This window comes from Flammeovirga sp. AWQ4_249 (genome assembly GCF_056161045.1).
In genome coordinates this window covers 1-19,474 of record NZ_JBSWYJ010000028.1, presented here as the reverse complement: position 1 = coordinate 19,474, position 19,474 = coordinate 1, and the positions used below count along the sequence as shown (strand labels likewise).

Sequence of the window (19,474 nt, the reverse complement as noted above, 5' to 3'; positions counted from 1 at the left end):
TAATGTTATATGACTTAATTATATTTAGTAATAAGTAGTTTTTGGATTTATGTTAATATACGTAAATTAATTAATAGGGTTATATAAAAAAGTCAGTCAAACAAAACTGCTTGACTGACTTTCTATCGGTAAATAAAATGATATATTACTTTGCAACTACAAATCGGATAATTTCATTAAAATATTTTCCATTTTCAGCATTTCTTAATATATAAACACCTGAAGGAAGATTACTAGTGTCAATTGAATATTTATTTCCTATAAATTTCCCTTCTTTTAATTTTTGACCATTGATATTTGAAATCTCATAACTACCATTTAATATATAAAAATTGGTTGTAATATTTATATTATTAGTAGCAGGATTCGGATATAAATTCCAAGACCTTACATCTTCATTCTCAATAGAATTAACTATATCTCTTTGTAACAATTCTGGTGTAACATTTATACTTTTTGCCTGATATATTTCTTTTGAAACATTATCCTGAACAAAGACAATCAATTCAACTTCATTCATATCATAAACACTGGTATTAGCCCATTCAATAAATGCAGTCTCAGAACTATTTACTGACCAAGATCTTCCAAAATAACTTGTCCCCTCAGATCCTGGAGCAGGACTCATAGATTTCATTACATTAATGTGTCGAGAAATAAATTCATTTGTTACCATATCATTAATTTCTTTTTCAATGGTCACCGCATGAATTACAATTTCAGAACTATCTCTATTAAATATATCATTAGAAGTAATGGTTACCCCTAACATCCCGGTTTCAATTGTTTCAGATAAATCTATGTCAATATCAAATTTCGAATCTAGTAATGTTCTACTGTAAACATTGTTTTGAAAATCATCAACAAAATCATCAGTATGACCTTGAAATGAATTTCCATCAATAACAGTTCTAGGAGCATTAGTTATGCCATAGTAAAACTTTCTTCCAGACGCAGGTTCTGGATTGTCAGAATTAAAAGGATCAAAAACTCCTTCTAATTGAATATGATAATTAATCGCTAATACATCTGAAGTCATTGTTAATAAATGATCATCGAGAGTTGACATTGATCTATTACTCCCTTCAATATCAGTATTAGTCATAGATTCAATCAAAACCACTTTTTCTCGATTACCTATAAAGAAATTATCTATCAATACTCCCTCTCTTTCAATAGCTGAATTTGACTTAAAGGCAAACCTTAACCTAAAATGTTCCTCACCTATAAATTCATCTAATTGATGTCGAACAGAGATATATTCAAGAGAATCACTTTCAAAAGTTTTAAATGTACCTGTCCATCCTAGAGATTCAGTGACATTACCAACAATTTGAGTTCCAGGATCAGAAAGAATATTACGATTGTTATACCAGTTAATTGGATCATTAACTGTTCCTAATAATTTCCATGTTTCTCCATAGTCAGTTGTATACTGAAGGATTAATCCATCAATACCTTCTTCTAAATCAATTAACATATCAAAAGATAGCATTGGTTTACTCAAATTTGAGATATCAAAAGAAGGAAGGTTTAAATAAGATTCTTCACTTTCAAAATACATCGAATCTAATCTTGTTACCCAAGCATTATTATTTACATTAAAATTACTTGTGGTAGCAATACCTCTTTCCCAACTATTTTTTGTTGAATCTATTGATGTTGCTATCCAATCCCCACCTGAAATGTCAAAATTTTCTTGATAAGGGTTGAACTCTGTTATAACTGGGTGTGGAATGACAAATACTTTTTTCACTATTGAGCTTTCGCACCCTTTATCAGTTATTATTTTATATGTCACCGTTTTTTCACCTACATTATCAAATATTTTTTGTGGATTTAATTCTGTTGAATTGGTTCCATCTCCAAAATCCCAATAATGCCCTACGATCATATCTCCATCTTCTTCTTCTGTAATAGATTCAAAGATCATTGCTTTTCCTAATTCTGATATTTTCCAATTAAAATCAGCTTCTGGAGGGTTGTTAATGAAAATTGTTTTTTCAAAATCAATTTCATTACAATTTTGATTAGTTACAATAGTAAGTTTTATAGTTTTAAACCCTCTTGTTTCGTAAGTGTGACTATAGGATACAGCTTCTGCCGCAGAATATAATGTCACAAGCGTTCCATCTCCAAAGTCATATCTCCATTCCAAGATCTCTGTAAAATTATCTGTATCTAAGATCTTAGTCGTGTCATTAACAGTTATAATTTTTTCATTACAATTTACACTATGTGTAAAGCCAACCTTAGGAACATCTACAATCGTAAATGCTCTAGATACAGAATCTACACAACCATATTCATTAGTATAAGTATACTTTAGTAAATGATCACCGACAGGTGAAGTTCCAAGTAAAATCTGATTTTCACCGTTCAAAATTGCTCCAGTAGGTGAAACTAATGTTCCATTAGTTTGATTCACAACGACTCTTGGATTGATTAATTCACTTTTACAAAAAATTTCATTTTCTTCAATACCAACCAATTCAATAATTGGTAATGCATGTAATCTAATAGTAAAATTAGTTGCCTCACTTTCACAATCATTATGAGTACTTGTTACATAGTAATCTATATTTATTTCTGAAGTCGTATTGGTATTAATATTAGGTGTAAAATTATTCCCTTCATATATCAAATCCGTTAAACGCTCATCACTGTACCATCTAAGGTTTTCTGTTTGATTAACTACAATTAAGGTCTGTATCTCTTCACCTGAACACAAATCTAATTCTGTACCTCCATTTATTAGAGGTTGTGATGGTGTTTTATTTATTATAATTGAAATTGTAACTGGATCACTTGGACAATTATTGACATTCTCAGTATAATAATAATTAATAATTACATCACTATCTACATCCGTATTATCAGTAGGTAAAAAACTATTACCTGTTGCAACAGTATCTTGTAAACCACTATCTGAATACCATGTAATCTGCTTACCACCCACTACTGATATAGGTTGTAAAACATCATTTTTACAATATTCAAATTGAGTTTGAGGAATAATTGGAGCTAAGGTTTTTTTATACACGGTAATATTTACCTCAACAGGATCACTAAAACAATCAATACTGTTTTTTTGAATAACATAATATGTTGCATGATAATCTTCATTCGTATTATTTGGCTGTACTGGGTTTAACGTTTTACCTGTTGAGAACTGATTCTTTAAATCACTATCAAGATACCATTCAACTTTATTTCCAATAGCATCTATAGGCATAATTGTTTGACCATTACAATATTCAAAAACTGTTTGCGTTAAATCTGGACCTACTGGTGTAGGATGAACAGGAATACTTACTTTCTGAGGATCACTAATACAGCCGTCTATACTTGTTTGAGTTACCCAATAAAATAGAGAATCAATTTGAGCAAAAGAAGGGGCATTAATACCAGGATCAAATGTTTGTTGACTACTTACTACTTTTGTAAGTTGCTCATTGGAATACCATGTAAAAGTAGATCCTGCTTCACCATTTACAACTAAAGGTGAAATTGGTGCATCTTCACAATAATCTGGAACTGTCTCTGCAATAGGTAAATCTGGTAGAGCTTTGATATTAATGTTTACTTCTAATTTTTCACTGACGCAACCTTCAATCGTTGTTGCAACTGCATAATAAGTTACCATGGAATCATTAGCTACATCATAATTCACTTTAGGATCATAAATATTACCCGTAAACAAAAGAGATGTCAGATTACTATCTTCATACCATTTCACATTCAGTCCTGATACTTCAACTTCAGGAAATATTTCTCCAGAACATATCGTTAAGTTTGAATTATCAGTCACCAAAGTTGGGATTTCTGGAAGAGCATTTATTTTAATTGTAACCTTTTTTGAAGGACCAAAACAATTGTTTATACTTTTTTCAGCAACATAAAAATCTATTTCAGTATCTACAGCGACATTAGTATTATAAGTAGGTTGATAACTTGCACCTTCATACATATCTACTTGAGTATACCCGTTATCTTCTGGTCGGTCATTGTACCAAAAAATACTTCCATCAAAATTAATTGCTGTCATCCATAACTCATTATCACCAGAACAGATAGATAAATTATCAGATGTCGAAAGTTCTGGCTCAGAAGGCAATGGATATACAGTATAATTTATTTGTAAAGGTTCACTTGTACAACCATTAGAATTAATTTGTACTACCCAATAATTAACCACAACTTCATTTGTTGTAGCTTCAGGTATTGATGTTATTTCAAATTCATCTGATGTCTCACTAAGACTAGAAGTTAAATTAACATCACTATACCACTCAAAAGTATTTCCAGGAGCGGCAGGCTTTATTTTTAAAGGTTGAAAATTAGTTTCTCCATTACAATACAATAAATTTGACCCTAACTGTTCAGGAATATTTGGTCTCTTTAAAACTTCAATTTCTATAGTTGCAAAATCACTTTCACAAAAATTTTCGGTTGACGTCACTTTGAATGTATATTTTTTAATATTTTCATTCAATGCAAAACCAGTAGTAGAAATATTGGGTTTAAAAGTATCAGAGTTAGAAAGCTCATTTCCATCCTTATCGTACCAGATAACATTACTTCCTGTTAATACAGATAATTCAGGAATTTCATCACCTTCACATAAGGTCACTAAGTTATTATCGAATGTTGGAATAGGTGTTTCTTTAAAAACATCAATAACTACTTCTTTAGTATCACTTTCGCAACCGTTTACTGTTTGTGTTACATAGTAAATAAATTTATTATCCGAATCTGTAAGCACATCTATTGGATCAATTATCGGTTGATAATCCCTACCAGTATACACTAAATCATTGTTTGAATCATACCATTTTACTGTACCTATATTATTTGTAACTCTCAAAGGACTAAGACCATTCAAATCATTACAATAATTTGGATTTTCATTTATAACCTCTGGTATTTCTGGAGTATATGTGATTGTTAGCTCTTGCTGTAAATATGCATACTTCAAAGGGCTAACTTGAGAAATATATCTTGCCTTAAATATTAAATTTTCAGAAGTTGTTCCAGTTCTTTGTAAAACAGTAGATAAATCTAAACTTAAATTTTTATCTAAGAATCCACTTATAAAATTATTCTTAGAATCATACACTTCAAACCTATCAAAAGTATATGAATTCATATAAGTAGTTGGTTCATTAATATCATCCGAAGCTTTGTTTAATGGGTCAAACTTCACATTAATATTAGATGATTCTTCACAATATGTTTCATTTATACTAATAAAAGGCTTTTGACCGTCGTATACAATTATTGAATTTGTGAAAGTATATTCACAAGATCCAGTAGTAACATGATATTCTATTTCATGAGTACCAATACCTGCTAAATTTGGATAAAACTTGTTATTGACAGATCCAGACCCATTACTGACAACTCCTGTTCCCGTACAATAAAAGTCATTTGATAAACCAATATCTAATGTGATTCCAATTGAAGAAGAATTACTAAAGTTGGAACCTGTAGTTGGAGATAAACTTACAGATGGCTTTGGTATAACTTTAATTGATATCACTTCTTCGTTGAAAGAACTCCCGGATATAACTTTTCGTTTGAAATCGTAATTGCCAGCAGTCGATAAATTTGAAATATATAAATAAGGATCAGTTTCTCCAATATTTATGTAATCAACATCAGTTTCAGAAGAAAGTTTTCTAAACCACTGATATGTATAACTTCCTGTTCCACCAGTAGGGTTTGATCCTAAAATAAATAAATCATTATTGATACAGAACTCATTACCATCAATTAAGCTCAAATTATTATTATTTATTTCTTCATATAAATTAATTGTAATTTCATTAGAAATATGATTAGAGCATGTCGTTGATGTGACAACTCTTCTGAATAAATAAGTCCCTTTTGTTGTTATTGATGATAAGTTAGAAAAATTACTATTAGTCACGGAGGTATTTACCCAATTTGTACCATCAAACATTTCCCACTTATAAGAATAATTTCCACCACCTCCGGATGGAGAAGTTTTTTCATTAATAGTAATATCAGAAATTGAAATAGAACCAAAATATTCAGATGTTGAAGCTAATTCAATCTCATTACCGGAAATATTGTCATTTACTTGAATAGTATAAATATTGGATTGAACAACATTACTTCCACCCGAGGTAACTAATCGTTTATATTTATATGTCCCGCTTAATAATTCTTCTGTTTCGATATAATTTGGATTCGTTTCCCCTGTTATTTCAATGAATCCTTCATTATTTCTTTCTCTTTCCCATGTAATATTGTAAACATCATCTCCTCCAGACAATGCTACTGATTCAATTTCAAAATTAGTATCTCCTATACAAAAACTTTCAGGATTAGGGCTTGCTGTAACAGTTATATTATTAATTACTTGAGGCAATAATGTAACTGAAACCTCATTAGAAATTGTTTCACATTTATCAGTTAATGAAGTAACAATTCTTCTAAACTTATAATTACCTGGAACATTAATTATCTCATCATGAATATAAGCATCAGTTGCATCTTTATCTATCCAAATAGATCCATTATAAAATTGCCATTGATATTTAAAAGTACCATCACCTCCAGTTGAAGGATTAGAACTAAAAGAAATATCACTGTTATCAATCTGTCCAAAGTAGACGTCTGTGCTTAAATTGTCTATTGTATTAACATACGGAGGATTTATCTCTACTTGAATTACATTTGAAGACACTTCTTCACCAAAAGAAGTAATAACTCTCTTAAATTCATGTGTCCCAATTGAAAGATTTTGATAATAACTTAAATTTTCATTTACTATTCCTAATTCAACATTATCTAAATACCAATTATATTCATAAGATCCATTTCCTCCTTGAACTGTTTGATCACTTACCAATTCTATTTGGTTATTTGTATCACAAAACTCTATATCAGTTTGTGGTTTTATTGTATTTACTAATTCTGGATATGTAAATAATGATTCGACATCATTAGGAGAAGTAATGGTAGTTGAGTTACCTGCAAAATCTTTTACAATAACTTCTAAAATTACTTCTTTGAAATTTACAACTGTAAAATTATCAGTACTTGAATATGAATTTGGAGAATCTTCATTAACAATTTGAGTATTATTATCAACTTTAACACTTGGGTCTTCAGTATCAATTAGGGTTTCATTTACCTCAAATTGAATTGTAAATTCATTAAATGATTCTGTTAATAACTTAGTATTTGTTATGTTATTTGAAGAAAAAGATAAATTAGAGATTACAGGAGCTTCAGTATCTACAGTAAAGTTAAAAGAAGCTGTTGCATTTTGATTTCCATAAATATCCTCTATGTAATATTTTATAGTGTAGTTATCATCTACTAAATCAACTAAAGTTATTAATTCTTCAGTTTCATCAACAACAATTCTTGTTATCTCATTATCTAAATTGTCTGTAATTATTAATTCGTTATTCACATTATCAATCAAACCTTCAAATAATAAATCAACATCTTTATTTGAAATATAATTTGATGTTGGGCTTGATGGATTATTATTAATCGATAAGTTGCTAACAGTTTGTGTTAAAGTATGAGATTGTTTATAATCATATTCGATAATATTAGACAAACTTGTAACATCACTATTTCCTGCTTTATCAGTCAATTTAATCTGATAATAAAAAATATCATCTACAGTTAGTAATGAAGATATTATTGATGTATCAGTCATTGTCATTATTTCAGATGTAAAGTCTACGACTGTTGGTGGATTCGTACCACTTTCTTTTAACAATTCTAATTTTACCCCTGTTTCGATGTTAGATATATCAAAAATAGGTTGATCTACATTAGAATAAATATCTGTATCATCTCTTCCACTATTCGAAGCACTTTGTAATGAGATTATCGGTGTATCAGGCGCAGTGTTATCAAAATTAACTTCTAATGCTGTTGATGAAACTTCATTACCAGCTATATCTGTCACAATTGCAGTAATCAAATGCTTTCCTTCAACTGTTAAGTTTGACGTTACTTGTTCAGGGTCATTTGATGTTAAATCAATAGATCCAATTTCACCACCCTCCAAATCACTCACAAGAATTAATCTATTTCCTGCTGTTAAATCAAGGTTACTTATATTAAAAGTAGGGTCACCAATATTCGTAAAAATTGTGGTATAAACCCCTGATTTATCAACAAGTTCAATTACAGGTTCATTTGGTATTAATAATGGATCAGTAGTATCTATAGTAATTGAAATAGCTTGAGTAAAAGTATTCTCAGCTAAATCTGATAATACTAAAGTTAGATCATGAACTCCTTCAGTTAACGATGTTACAATTGTATTTGAACCTGTACTAACACCTGATGCTATCTCGTTATCAAATGCATCTTTCAAAAGATAAGTAACTCCTACTTCTGCTACTAAATCAAAAGAAACATTTTCTATATTTGTTATCCTATCATTAAGATCTAATCCAGATTCAGATGAACTTGATAGTTCTAATGAGGTAAAGTTAGGATCTGTATAATCCAATATATAACTTTTAACAGACAAGTAAGTAGAGCCATTATCATACTCTAAGGTGAAAACATCACCTTCATTATTCCCTCCAATATCATTTAAATCAACTCTAACGATATAATCTTGATTTGGAGTAATTTCAATAATTTCTAAATCATTATGCCCTTTGGAACTACCATCTCTTAAAAGATCAAAATTACTATCAGTAGGATCAATTGTTCCCCCATTAATTCTCCATTCTATAACTTGTTCTGAATTTATATAACCACTGTTATTATGTGTGATTGTAATTTGAGCGTTTACAGAATAAGTAAAAAGTAAAAAGACATTTAAAAGTACTATTTTACATAAAAAAAGTAATGTTTTATTCATAGTAGTAGCTTAAGTTAAGTCTGTACTAGTCAGGGTAGATAAAATTCTAAATAGACCTTTATAGTAAGTATGTTATTAGGAATATAAACAGCAATTTGACATGGAAATAATCCAATTATCACCCCAAGTTAAATAATTTAGACTATAATGTAAACGTTTGTTAAGATTAAAAGGTTATTCTTTTGATAAATTTCCTTGAGAATCTACTTTTATTAGACTTATTTTTTCATTATTCCCAAAGAAACCTGTACCTACAATTAGAATCGAGTTATCATTTTCGATGTAAATTTTACTTCCATAATCAACACCTTCATAACCTACTATAGTTTCCCACAACTTATTACCTTGGAAATCTAATTTTAAGATTAATATATCTCGATCTGTGGCTCCCTCGCCTGTATTTGTGGTTCCAGTAATATAAATACCAGATTGATCAGCAACCATATCATTACCGACAGTAATTCCAGTTCCATATTCTACTAATGCTTCAAAATCACCATTATCGGAAAGTTTAGAGAAAATGATACTTTGTTGTGAATTAGATGTCTCTCTCCGACCAATAACATAAAAATCGTTATTATAGTTGTAAATTTTCACACCAAAATCATTTTCAAAAGTAGATATTTGTTTATCCCATACAATATTACCTAGAAAGTTAACTCTAACAGTTCTCATATCTGAAACTGTAACTTCATTATTATCAGAGTTTACTTTTGTAATATCTACAGATCCAAATAGATAATAATTTTGACTTAAATCTTCTGAAGAAGAATTACCTAAATCATCACCACCACCTTGGTAACCTTCTACTTTCTCCCATATAATAGTACCATCATCATTTAATTTTAAACTTATCATGTCCCATTCCTCACTTTGATTCTGAGTACTTCTAATCTCACCAACAATGAGAAAGCCTCCTTCATCTAAATTTTCTATTGAATTATATCTAACTGCAGAGTTTTCTTCTTGAGGCGTTAAAATAATGGGAGTTGTATTTTCAAATTCATCACCATCAACATTAGTATAACATAATATGCCAGTTGTATCATTTCTATTACCTAGAATTACAATTTCATTATTTTCTAACTGAATCATTCCCACCGCTCTATCTATATCACTAGTTGGATATTCTTTTTGCCATAATTCATTCCCTTTCTTATCGGTTTTCACAAGCATAATTGATGATTGCGTTTGAGAGGCTTCAGTATTACCTAACAACATATAACTATCTTCTAAGACTATTAGGTCAACTCCAGTTTCTTTGTATTCTGTACCAAAAAATTTTATAAAGGTTTCTCCTGGTTCGTAAGTTTCAACTTGTTCACAACCAGTAATTAACCAAAAAAATAAAAGAATAAATATATTTCGCATTTTGTGTGATAGATCAGAGTTAGTCTAACTTTTTATATTTTCTGAATAATTTAGGCTTATAAAAATCATATGAAAATGAGATATTTAAAGCAATAATATTCAGCTTAGTATCATTGTCAATAAAACCATAATTAAATATTAATTCACGATTATCAAATCTAGTATTAGGTTTATTAAATGTATCAAGGGCATAGGTATAAGAAGCAAATATCTCCCAATGAGTCATTCTGGACTTAATTTGAAAACCTAGCTGAGCTGATGCCTCATATAAAGTTTCTTTTCTTTGTTCTTTAATTTCAATTGGTGACGGTTCAATCGGTGCAATTCCTTCTCCTTCCGTACTAAAAGTTTGTGTACCTTCAATTGTAGATGTTAATAAAAAACGCATTGCTCCACCAATACCTAAAAATGGTTTTAATTTTGAACTAGGAGCAATAACCCACCTTAAATGTAATGGAATATGCAACCATGATTGATTTTCACGCATTACAGAATTTGAGAATTCTAAAGGTTTTTCAGATGTTTCGAAAGAAATATTTTCATAAGTTGGGCTAAGATTTATTTGGAAGCTCTTACTAATTAAATAGGAATAGGATACACCTACTTTAAAATTTACTTTAGGAAGATATTCTACTTTTTCATGTAACGTCTGAGGACCAACACCATATGTTTGATTTACAAAAGCCTGGTTATAAGTAACCCCTGCTATTATACCAAAAGACATTATAGGTCGTGTTCTAAACTTTTTATATAAAGTTTTTAATTCCGCAGGATCAGAAGTTGAAGGTTTATATTCTGGGTACTCTTTTAATAAGGCAAGCATTTCTTCCTCTGCTTCAGATTGCTTATCAGAATAAACATATGAAAGAATTACTAATCTTCTAGCTGCAGTTTGTTTTGCTTCAGTTTCAAAACCGGATTGAATACAACTTTCCAACTCAATTGATACCTGAAGAAGTTTTCCTTCTGCATATATTGAATTTGCACGCACAAAGGATTCTTCACAACTTTGTGCAAAACTACTGAAGTTTAAAAAAATAATTATAAAAGGCAGTAGTAAAAAAAATTTGATTGAAGATTTAGTATTAAACAAAGTATTTTCTTTTAATTAATATCTGTATTACTACAAACATTTCGATTATCAATTCCTTCTCCTACATATCGGTCCCACTCTTTTTGAGTCATTTCATTTCTAGGCATCAGTTGACAAACCTTATCAGATAAAGTAGGAATATCTAGCTCATAACGTTTTAGATCGTGGCCGGAAGTACCTACAAACAAAGTTCTACCATGATCAGCAAAAGCTGCTTCAGAGGCCCAAGCACCTAAATCATTCAACACGATTGGCGATTCATTTGTTCTACCTTCCTCAATATTCCAAATACGTGCGGAACCATCTAAACTAGTACTTACAAGTCGTTTTCTTTCATTATCAAATTTTAGAGATGTAACTCTTGCATCATGACCTTGAAGATTATCTATTTCTGTCCCAGTTAATCTATCCCATAAAATTAATTTACCATCTTCAAAGCCGAGAGCTACAGTTTTTCCATCGTCTGAAAATGCCAATGATGTTCCGGTCACTTTTTGTTCTCCATAAATTAAAGTTTCAGAACAATTATTATCAGGACACCATTTTAATACAGATCCTGATTCTAACATACCCCAAATACTACCATCTAAATTAGATACTTTAAGATTAGTTATTCTTGCTGAAGTTTCAACTAATTGAGAAACTGCAAAACTCTCAACATCAACGGTATAAATCTTCTTGCTTTGTCCAGCTATAAAAATTCTATCACCAAGTTTATCAAAAGATCCCGTCCAAATTTGTCCTTTAGATACTTTGACTTTTTTCAAAGTTTTAAACTCAGGATAACTAAAGATTGTAACAACACCATCTTCAGTATATATTGCAGCTTTTTGTTTTTCTTTTGAAATCAATAAACCTCTAATAACCCCATGTTTATCGGAAACTAATTCAGACTCTAAGTCTCCATTCCCCCAAACTCTTATTGATCCATCTGATCCTGCTGAATACAAAACATTTTGATCCACATCAAAATATAATGTTCTAACGTAATCATTATGACCTTTCATTAAGTTGAAATCATCACCTTTAAATCCTTTAACAGCCTGATATAAACCTTGATATACATCTGGATTTGGATCAAGTCCTTTGTATTGTTGATTAAAAGAATGGGCTTGTGAAGCTAACAATGCTTTTTGCTCAGGGTCTTTTAATTGTAAAGATTTCACGGCTAAAGCTTGAGCAATAGATAAAAAACGTAATGTATCTGCATTTGCTTTTGCTAAAGTTGCGGCTTCTTCTTGTAATTGAGCTTCTTTTGTTTTTTCGTTGGCAATATTTGCATTCTTAGTAGCTTTATCTTTTTCAATATTGGCCAATTGTTTTTGACGCTCTGCTTCCACTAATGCTAATCGTGCTCTTTCAGATTGTTTTAATGCTTCATTCTTCTGATAATCAGCTGAGTCTTTTGCAGCTTGTGCAATTTCTGTTTGCTTACGAGCTTCATCAGCAGCTTTTTGAGCTAATTCTGTTTGAGCCTCTGCTTTCTTTCTTTGTTCTTCAGCTACTAATGCACTTTGTTCTGCTTTTTTTCCAGCATCAAGAGCTTCTGCTGCTGCCCTTTTTGCATCTTCAGCCTTTAAGTTGGCATAAATTACAAGCATAATTGCTCCTATAGTTGCTCCTGCAAGAACTAAAGCAATTACTTTTGTACGTTTAACAATTCTTTTTTGTAACCTTTCTTTTACTCTTTGTTCTTCCTCGTACTCTTCTTGACTTGATTTCAAGAAAGTAACAGCTCTTTCATAAGAAGGTTCATATTGAACAGCCCACGCTAAGTTTGGACTAAATCTTTCTTTCCATTGTATAGCGATATATAAATCAGGTGGACGCCATAAACTCGCTTTGCCTTGTTGATACATTAATGCTGCTTCTGCCAATCTTTTATAGATTTTCACAGCTTCATATTCTTCGTCTACCCAATCTCTACATCTAATCCAAACACGCATTAGAGATTCATGAGAAATATCAACCACCGTCTCACCAATTACTTCTACGCTTTGGTCGGGCATTAATAAGGTCCTACCTGATGTTCTAAAACTATCAACTACATTAGTTACTAGACCTTCAGTTGTCTCAGCAATTTCGGCTAAGTTTTTTAATTTTGTTGGTCGTCTAATTCCACGGCCATCATCACCTTTCTCTGTTAAAGCTTTAAATACTTTTTCACAGATTACTTTTTCTTCTTCTGATAAATCTCTGTAGGCTTCATCTGCATGTTGAGACAAAGCCTCTCCCATACCACCAATAGCCTCATAATGATAAACATCTACTTCATCATTATCATCTGAATGTGAACTCCAATATTCCCATGTCCTCATAAGGGCATGTTGCATAATAGGCAACTGATCTTGAGTATCTCCTAAATCATTAAGTAATCTTTGTAATAATCGAGGTGTAATTTTGGCTCCACCAACTGAAATAGGCCCTAGAACAGCTTCTTTCTTTTGTTCCCTCGTCATTTGAGGAATCAAGTAATGACTCTCATTAATAAGATACGTCAACTCTGGAAATCTAGCACAATCTCCAATATAGTCGGAACGCATTGTCATTACTACATAAATTGGCACATCCTTTTGCTTTGTTGCTTCTACCAAAAGTTTAACAAAAGCGGAAGCCATACCCATAGATAAATCTTCTGATTCTAATCTAGAGAATCTAAAAAGTTCTTCAAATTGATCAATTAAAATTAAGAAATTATTTCCTTCATCCTTTTGGAGTCTTTCAATTAGATTGACTAATCCTTTAGAACTACTTAACAGCATTGTAATTGCTACATTAAGTAATAGTTCTTGATCCTCTTCAGATTTATTTTTATATGTATTCGTTGATTGTAAAACAGCAAGTGCTAAATTTTTAATAGGATCAGTTCCTGGTCTTGAAGAAGACACATTCCAAGATGAGCCTTGTTTCTCCATAAAACCACCTTGAAGGGCAGGAATTAATCCACAATAAATTAAGGATGATTTACCTGAGCCAGAAGCCCCTAACGCTGCAACAAATCTATTTTTTTCAAGCCTCCATAAGACTTCTTCAGTTTGACCGTCTCGTCCAAAAAATAAGAAAGTCTCATCAGTACGGAATGGTCTTAACCCTGGAAAAGGGTTAAACTGACTTCCTAAAATCAGCTTCTGTGCGTCCGTATTTGTAGATGAGAATGAATTCATGTAAAAAGTATCTGTATAGTAAACGTTAAATTACGATATAAATTTTAAAATGCTGATAAAAAACTGAGTAATTCATCTGAAATCATTACATCATCAAAGACGAATATACCAACAGATTTATAGAGAGGATTTTCATCCAAAATATTAGAAAGTCTTGACGCTGTACCATAATTTGAAACAACGAGAGCTTTTGTATTCAATGGTTCTTTTCGGCCTAATCCAGAAGCTCTCAAATTATCTTGGAGTTTGGCAAATACCCATTCATCTGGAGCTTGATCTACAAATATCAAAGTACTATTACAAACTTGTAAATGTCTTTGATGTTGTCTTCTCATGAGTTTTGCCCCTTGACCGGTCCCTAGTTTTAATATACCAAACCCTAATGTTGACAATCTATTTTCAAGAGCTTTAGAAGATTCCAAATCTACAACATCAGTCATTATATATACTTTTTTAGCAGCAAATTCATCCGCTAACGTTAAATCATCTCCAATATTGTAAGCACTTAATTCTCCGTGAAGAATTGTTTTAAACTTCTCCAAATCAGTCCTAAATGTATAGGTAGCTTCATGTTCATCAACATTTTTTAAAAGCTTTTCAATATAAAACTTACGTTTATCAGAAGCAATGCGTATTGCTGGTGGCACCCATACATACTTTTTTATTGCATTCTGATTTTGTAAGACGAATGTCTCTGTGACTTTCTCTTGCCATTCTAAATATGAATAAGCATCATGATCAATTTCCAAACCTTCTCTTCCTCCAGCCAAATGAATTGCAATCTCTACATCATTCAGATCAGACCATTGATATTGAGACATTAATTCTGTATGACTTGGATAATCTTTTTTGGGAAGTATATCAAAACCATGAGCTTTAAGGTCTCTCTTTAACAATAACCTTTCCATTCTAAGATCATCAGACGTATCTCCTAGGAAAACCTTTTTAGAATAGGTTGTTAAATTTATATCTTCAAAAATATCTAATGCTAAATCAGAGATAACAAGCCAAAAGTATACTCTATAACCTTCTTCAATAGGGATAGATAACGTTGTTTCTTTTCCTATTCTATTGTCAAATCTTGATAGATGATATGTTCTTAAAAGTCTTAATGATTCAGGCTGTGCCTCTTCTTGAATTTCAGAAAGTAACAATTTGTAATTCTTCTGAATTGGATTTAATTGAACATCTACATCTATTTCTTCACAAATTAACCATATTACAACATCAGCAGTATCAATTGAAGAATCTCCAACAGAAACTTGAATTTGAACACTTTGGGATTTCATTTCTTTAAGAGCCACTTGAAGTGCGTCAGACACCATGTAACCAAGTTCTTGAAATTCATCCAAATTATCTTGTTCAGCAATCACACAGATGATATGAATATGCATAGGTTAGCTTAAAAGTTTGTAATTAAAAAGTAGAGTATTAGACTTCCTTTCTTCTATAAAAAGTTATAAAATGTCCACTAACATACATTAACATTCCATGAATAAAAACAAAAAAGCAATCAAATTTAAAATTCAATTGCTTTTTTATACAGAATATTAGATAAGTTACATTTTACACCGCCTCTGTTTCATTAAAATTATCATTTATATCAATTTTATATTCTTTTAATTCAAAAAAATAATGGAGTAGAAATACGAATTTAATGTTCGCTTAAATTCATCCGATGACAGAGTAATCATCCCCTATTGTAATATTCATATTAATACAATTTATATTTTGATATTTCACTAATATAATTGATTAGTATTTGTATTTCTTATTCCACATAAGTTGCAAACGATTCATCATCTCCTTTTCTCTACTATTGACCTTAGGAGTATATAAAGTTTGCCCCTCTAGTCCTTCAGGCATATATTCTTGAGGAATGAAACCTTGGGGATCATCATGTGGATATATATAAGAATCAGCATAACCTAATTCTTTCCTTAACATAGTAGAAGCATTTCTTAAATGTAATGGAACAGGTAAATCTCCTGTTTTTTTGACTACTTTTTGAGCTTCTTTGATTGACAAGTATGCTGCATTACTCTTAGGAGAACAGGCTAAATAGGTTGTTGCTTGTGCGAGAACTATCCTACCTTCAGGCATACCAATGTATTGAATCGACTGCATACAGTTATTTGCTATAACTAAAGCAGTTGGATTAGCGTTACCAACATCTTCCGCTGCAGAAATTATTAATCGTCTGGCAATAAACTTAGGATCTTCACCTCCTTCAATCATTCTTGCTAACCAATAAACTGCTGCATTTGGGTCTGACCCTCTAATTGACTTTATGAATGCAGAAATTATATCATAATGAGCCTCCCCTTTTTTGTCATATCTTGCTGCTCTTTGTTGAGCAACTAATGCTACTTGTTCATCAGTAATAACAATCTTTCCCTCTTCTTCTTTTCCAGCATTAACAGAAAGCTCTAATAGATTTAATAATCTTCGAGCGTCACCTCCAGAATATCTTAATAGGTTATAAGTATCTTTTAAAGAAATATTTTTCTTTTTTAGATATGTATCTTCCTTTAAAGCTTTATCTACTAATTGCAAAAGGTCTTCTTTAGACAAAGACTCAAGTACATATACTTGACTTCTTGAAATTAAAGCTGAATTAACTTCAAAAGATGGGTTTTCAGTTGTCGCTCCGACTAAAACAATGATGCCTTTTTCTACAGCATTTAATAAAGCGTCTTGTTGGGATTTACTAAATCTATGTATTTCATCAATAAATAGAATAGTCCCATATGAATATCCAGCTTCCTTAATTACCTCTCTTACTTCTTTGACACCTGCACTAACTGCACTTAGTGTCTTAAAAGGTCTTCCTGTTGCTTCTGCTAATAATCTTGCTAAAGTTGTTTTTCCTACGCCAGGAGGACCCCATAAGATCATTGAAGGAATAGTCTTACTTTCAACCATCCTTTTAAATACACCGTCATTACCTAAAAGGTGTTTTTGACCCACTACATCAAAAATAGTTTTTGGTCTCATTCTTTCCGATAAAGGTGCCGCTCCCATCATAACTAAATATATTTTAGCAATTAACATTAAAGTATAATTATTAAACAATAAATGCTCAATAATAAAACAAAGATAAAAAAAAGAGGTTAAGAATAAACTTAACCTCTTAAAATATCATGCAAACAAAACTTACCCTTTAGAAGAGTAGTTTGGAGCTTCTCTAGTAATTGTTACATCATGAGGATGAGATTCTTTCACACCTGCACCTGTAATTTTCACGAATTTAGCATTTTTCAATTGTTCAATAGAGCCAGCACCACAGTAACCCATACCTGCTTTTAATCCACCAACTAATTGATATAATACTTCTTCTACACGTCCTTTATAAGGAACTCTACCTGCAATTCCTTCTGGAACTAACTTTTTCACATCATCTTCAGCATCTTGAAAATAACGATCTTTTGAACCTTTATTCATAGCTTCAACAGAACCCATACCTCTATAGGCTTTGAATTTACGGCCTTCAAAGATAATCATATCACCAGGAGCTTCATCAGTACCTGCTAAAAGTGAACCAATCATTACAACATCAGCTCCACCTGCAAGTGCTTTCACTAAATCACCTGAGAAACGAATACCACCATCAGCAATGAAAGGAATACCTCTTTCTCTTAATACTGAAGCTGCTTCGAATACTGCAGACAATTGAGGCACCCCAACACCCGCAATAATACGAGTTGTACAGATCGAACCAGGACCCACACCTACTTTAATACCGTCAGCACCAGCGTCCGCCAAAGCTTCTGCAGCTTCAGCAGTAGCAATATTACCAACGATAACATCTAAGTCAGGAAATTCTTTTTTGATTTTCTTTAAGGCATCAATAACACCTTTTGAATGACCATGTGCCGTATCTAAACCAACAACATCCACTCCTGCTGCTTTCAATTCAGATACTCTTTCCATAAGATCAGCTGTAACACCTACAGCTGCTCCTACTCTTAAACGACCATACTGGTCCTTACAAGCGTTTGGTCTATTCTTGTTTTTTAAGATATCACGATACGTAACTAAACCTACTAGTTTATTTGATTTACTTACGATTGGAAGTTTTTCGATTTTATGCTCTTGAAGGATATCTTGAGCTTCATCTAATGTGATACCATCATCAGCTGTAATAAGATTTTCTTTTGTCATTACATCTTTTACAGCGATGCTTAAGTCTTTCTGGAAGCGAAGGTCTCTGTTGGTTAAAATACCAATTAATAACCCTTCTTCGTCAACAACGGGAATACCACCAATTCTGTACTCTCTCATTAACTCGTTTGCTTCAAATAATGTTTTGTTCGCAGTTAAGGTAACTGGGTCCAAAATCATTCCTGATTGCGAACGCTTGACTTTTCGTACTTGGGAAGCTTGCTGTTGAATGGTCATGTTTTTATGAATGAAGCCTAAGCCTCCTTCAAGTGCCATTGCAATTGCTAAATCAGCTTCTGTCACAGTATCCATTGCTGCTGAAACTAAAGGAATGTTCAACGCAATGTTTTTTGTTAACATGGTTTTTGTAGTAGTTTCTCTTGGAAGGATTTCTGAGAAACCTGGTCTTAATAGCACATCATCATATGTGAGTGCTTCATACAAAACTTTACTTGGATCGATAGCCATTTGAAGCAAATAATTTAACTGTTATTATTTGCCGAGCAAAGTTATAACTATTACTGATTATTCAACAAAAAATGGACTATTTTTTTTAGAAATAACAATTAATAAAATTTTGAAACAAAAAAAAGGACACATCTTATCGATATGTCCTTTTCGTGGGACGTACTGGATTCGAACCAGTGACCCCCTGCTTGTAAGGCAGGTGCTCTAAACCAACTGAGCTAACATCCCAAATATCACTATTTAAAGTGAATTTGGTGGGACGTATTGGATTCGAACCAATGACCCCCTGCTTGTAAGGCAGGTGCTCTAAACCAACTGAGCTAACATCCCATTTTCAATATT

General features: G+C 31.7%; 7 protein-coding genes and 2 tRNA genes. All 9 read right to left on the bottom strand.

The window, feature by feature from the left end; all coding sequences use genetic code 11:
• Nucleotides 1–145: 145 nt before the first annotated feature.
• Nucleotides 146–8,872: an Ig-like domain-containing protein gene (locus ACXAHM_RS18230; protein ID WP_474962804.1), complete on the bottom strand. Its 8,727-nt coding sequence runs from the start codon at nt 8,870–8,872 to the stop codon at nt 146–148.
• Between the two features lie 174 nt (nt 8,873–9,046).
• Nucleotides 9,047–10,243, bottom strand: coding sequence for a hypothetical protein (locus ACXAHM_RS18225; RefSeq protein ID WP_474962801.1), 1,197 nt, complete (start codon nt 10,241–10,243; stop codon nt 9,047–9,049).
• A gap of 19 nt (nt 10,244–10,262) precedes the next feature.
• Nucleotides 10,263–11,234: an outer membrane beta-barrel protein gene (locus ACXAHM_RS18220; protein ID WP_474962799.1), complete on the bottom strand. Its 972-nt coding sequence runs from the start codon at nt 11,232–11,234 to the stop codon at nt 10,263–10,265.
• 113 nt (nt 11,235–11,347) lie between these two features.
• Nucleotides 11,348–14,500 carry an nSTAND1 domain-containing NTPase gene (locus tag ACXAHM_RS18215; RefSeq protein ID WP_474962797.1) on the bottom strand — a complete coding sequence of 1,051 codons (3,153 nt, stop codon included), beginning with the start codon at nt 14,498–14,500 and terminating at the stop codon, nt 11,348–11,350.
• Nucleotides 14,501–14,544: 44 nt separating this feature from the next.
• Nucleotides 14,545–15,894 (bottom strand): hypothetical protein, encoded by a 1,350-nt coding sequence (locus ACXAHM_RS18210; RefSeq protein WP_474962795.1) that lies wholly within the window; start codon nt 15,892–15,894, stop codon nt 14,545–14,547.
• 361 nt (nt 15,895–16,255) lie between these two features.
• Nucleotides 16,256–17,554 (bottom strand): replication-associated recombination protein A, encoded by a 1,299-nt coding sequence (locus ACXAHM_RS18205; protein WP_474962793.1) that lies wholly within the window; start codon nt 17,552–17,554, stop codon nt 16,256–16,258.
• Nucleotides 17,555–17,656: 102 nt separating this feature from the next.
• Nucleotides 17,657–19,132 carry an IMP dehydrogenase gene (gene guaB, locus ACXAHM_RS18200; protein ID WP_474962790.1) on the bottom strand — a complete coding sequence of 492 codons (1,476 nt, stop codon included), beginning with the start codon at nt 19,130–19,132 and terminating at the stop codon, nt 17,657–17,659.
• A gap of 153 nt (nt 19,133–19,285) precedes the next feature.
• Nucleotides 19,286–19,360, bottom strand: a tRNA-Val gene (locus tag ACXAHM_RS18195).
• A gap of 24 nt (nt 19,361–19,384) precedes the next feature.
• Nucleotides 19,385–19,462: transfer RNA gene (locus ACXAHM_RS18190), tRNA-Val, on the bottom strand.
• Between the last annotated feature and the right edge of the window lie 12 nt (nt 19,463–19,474).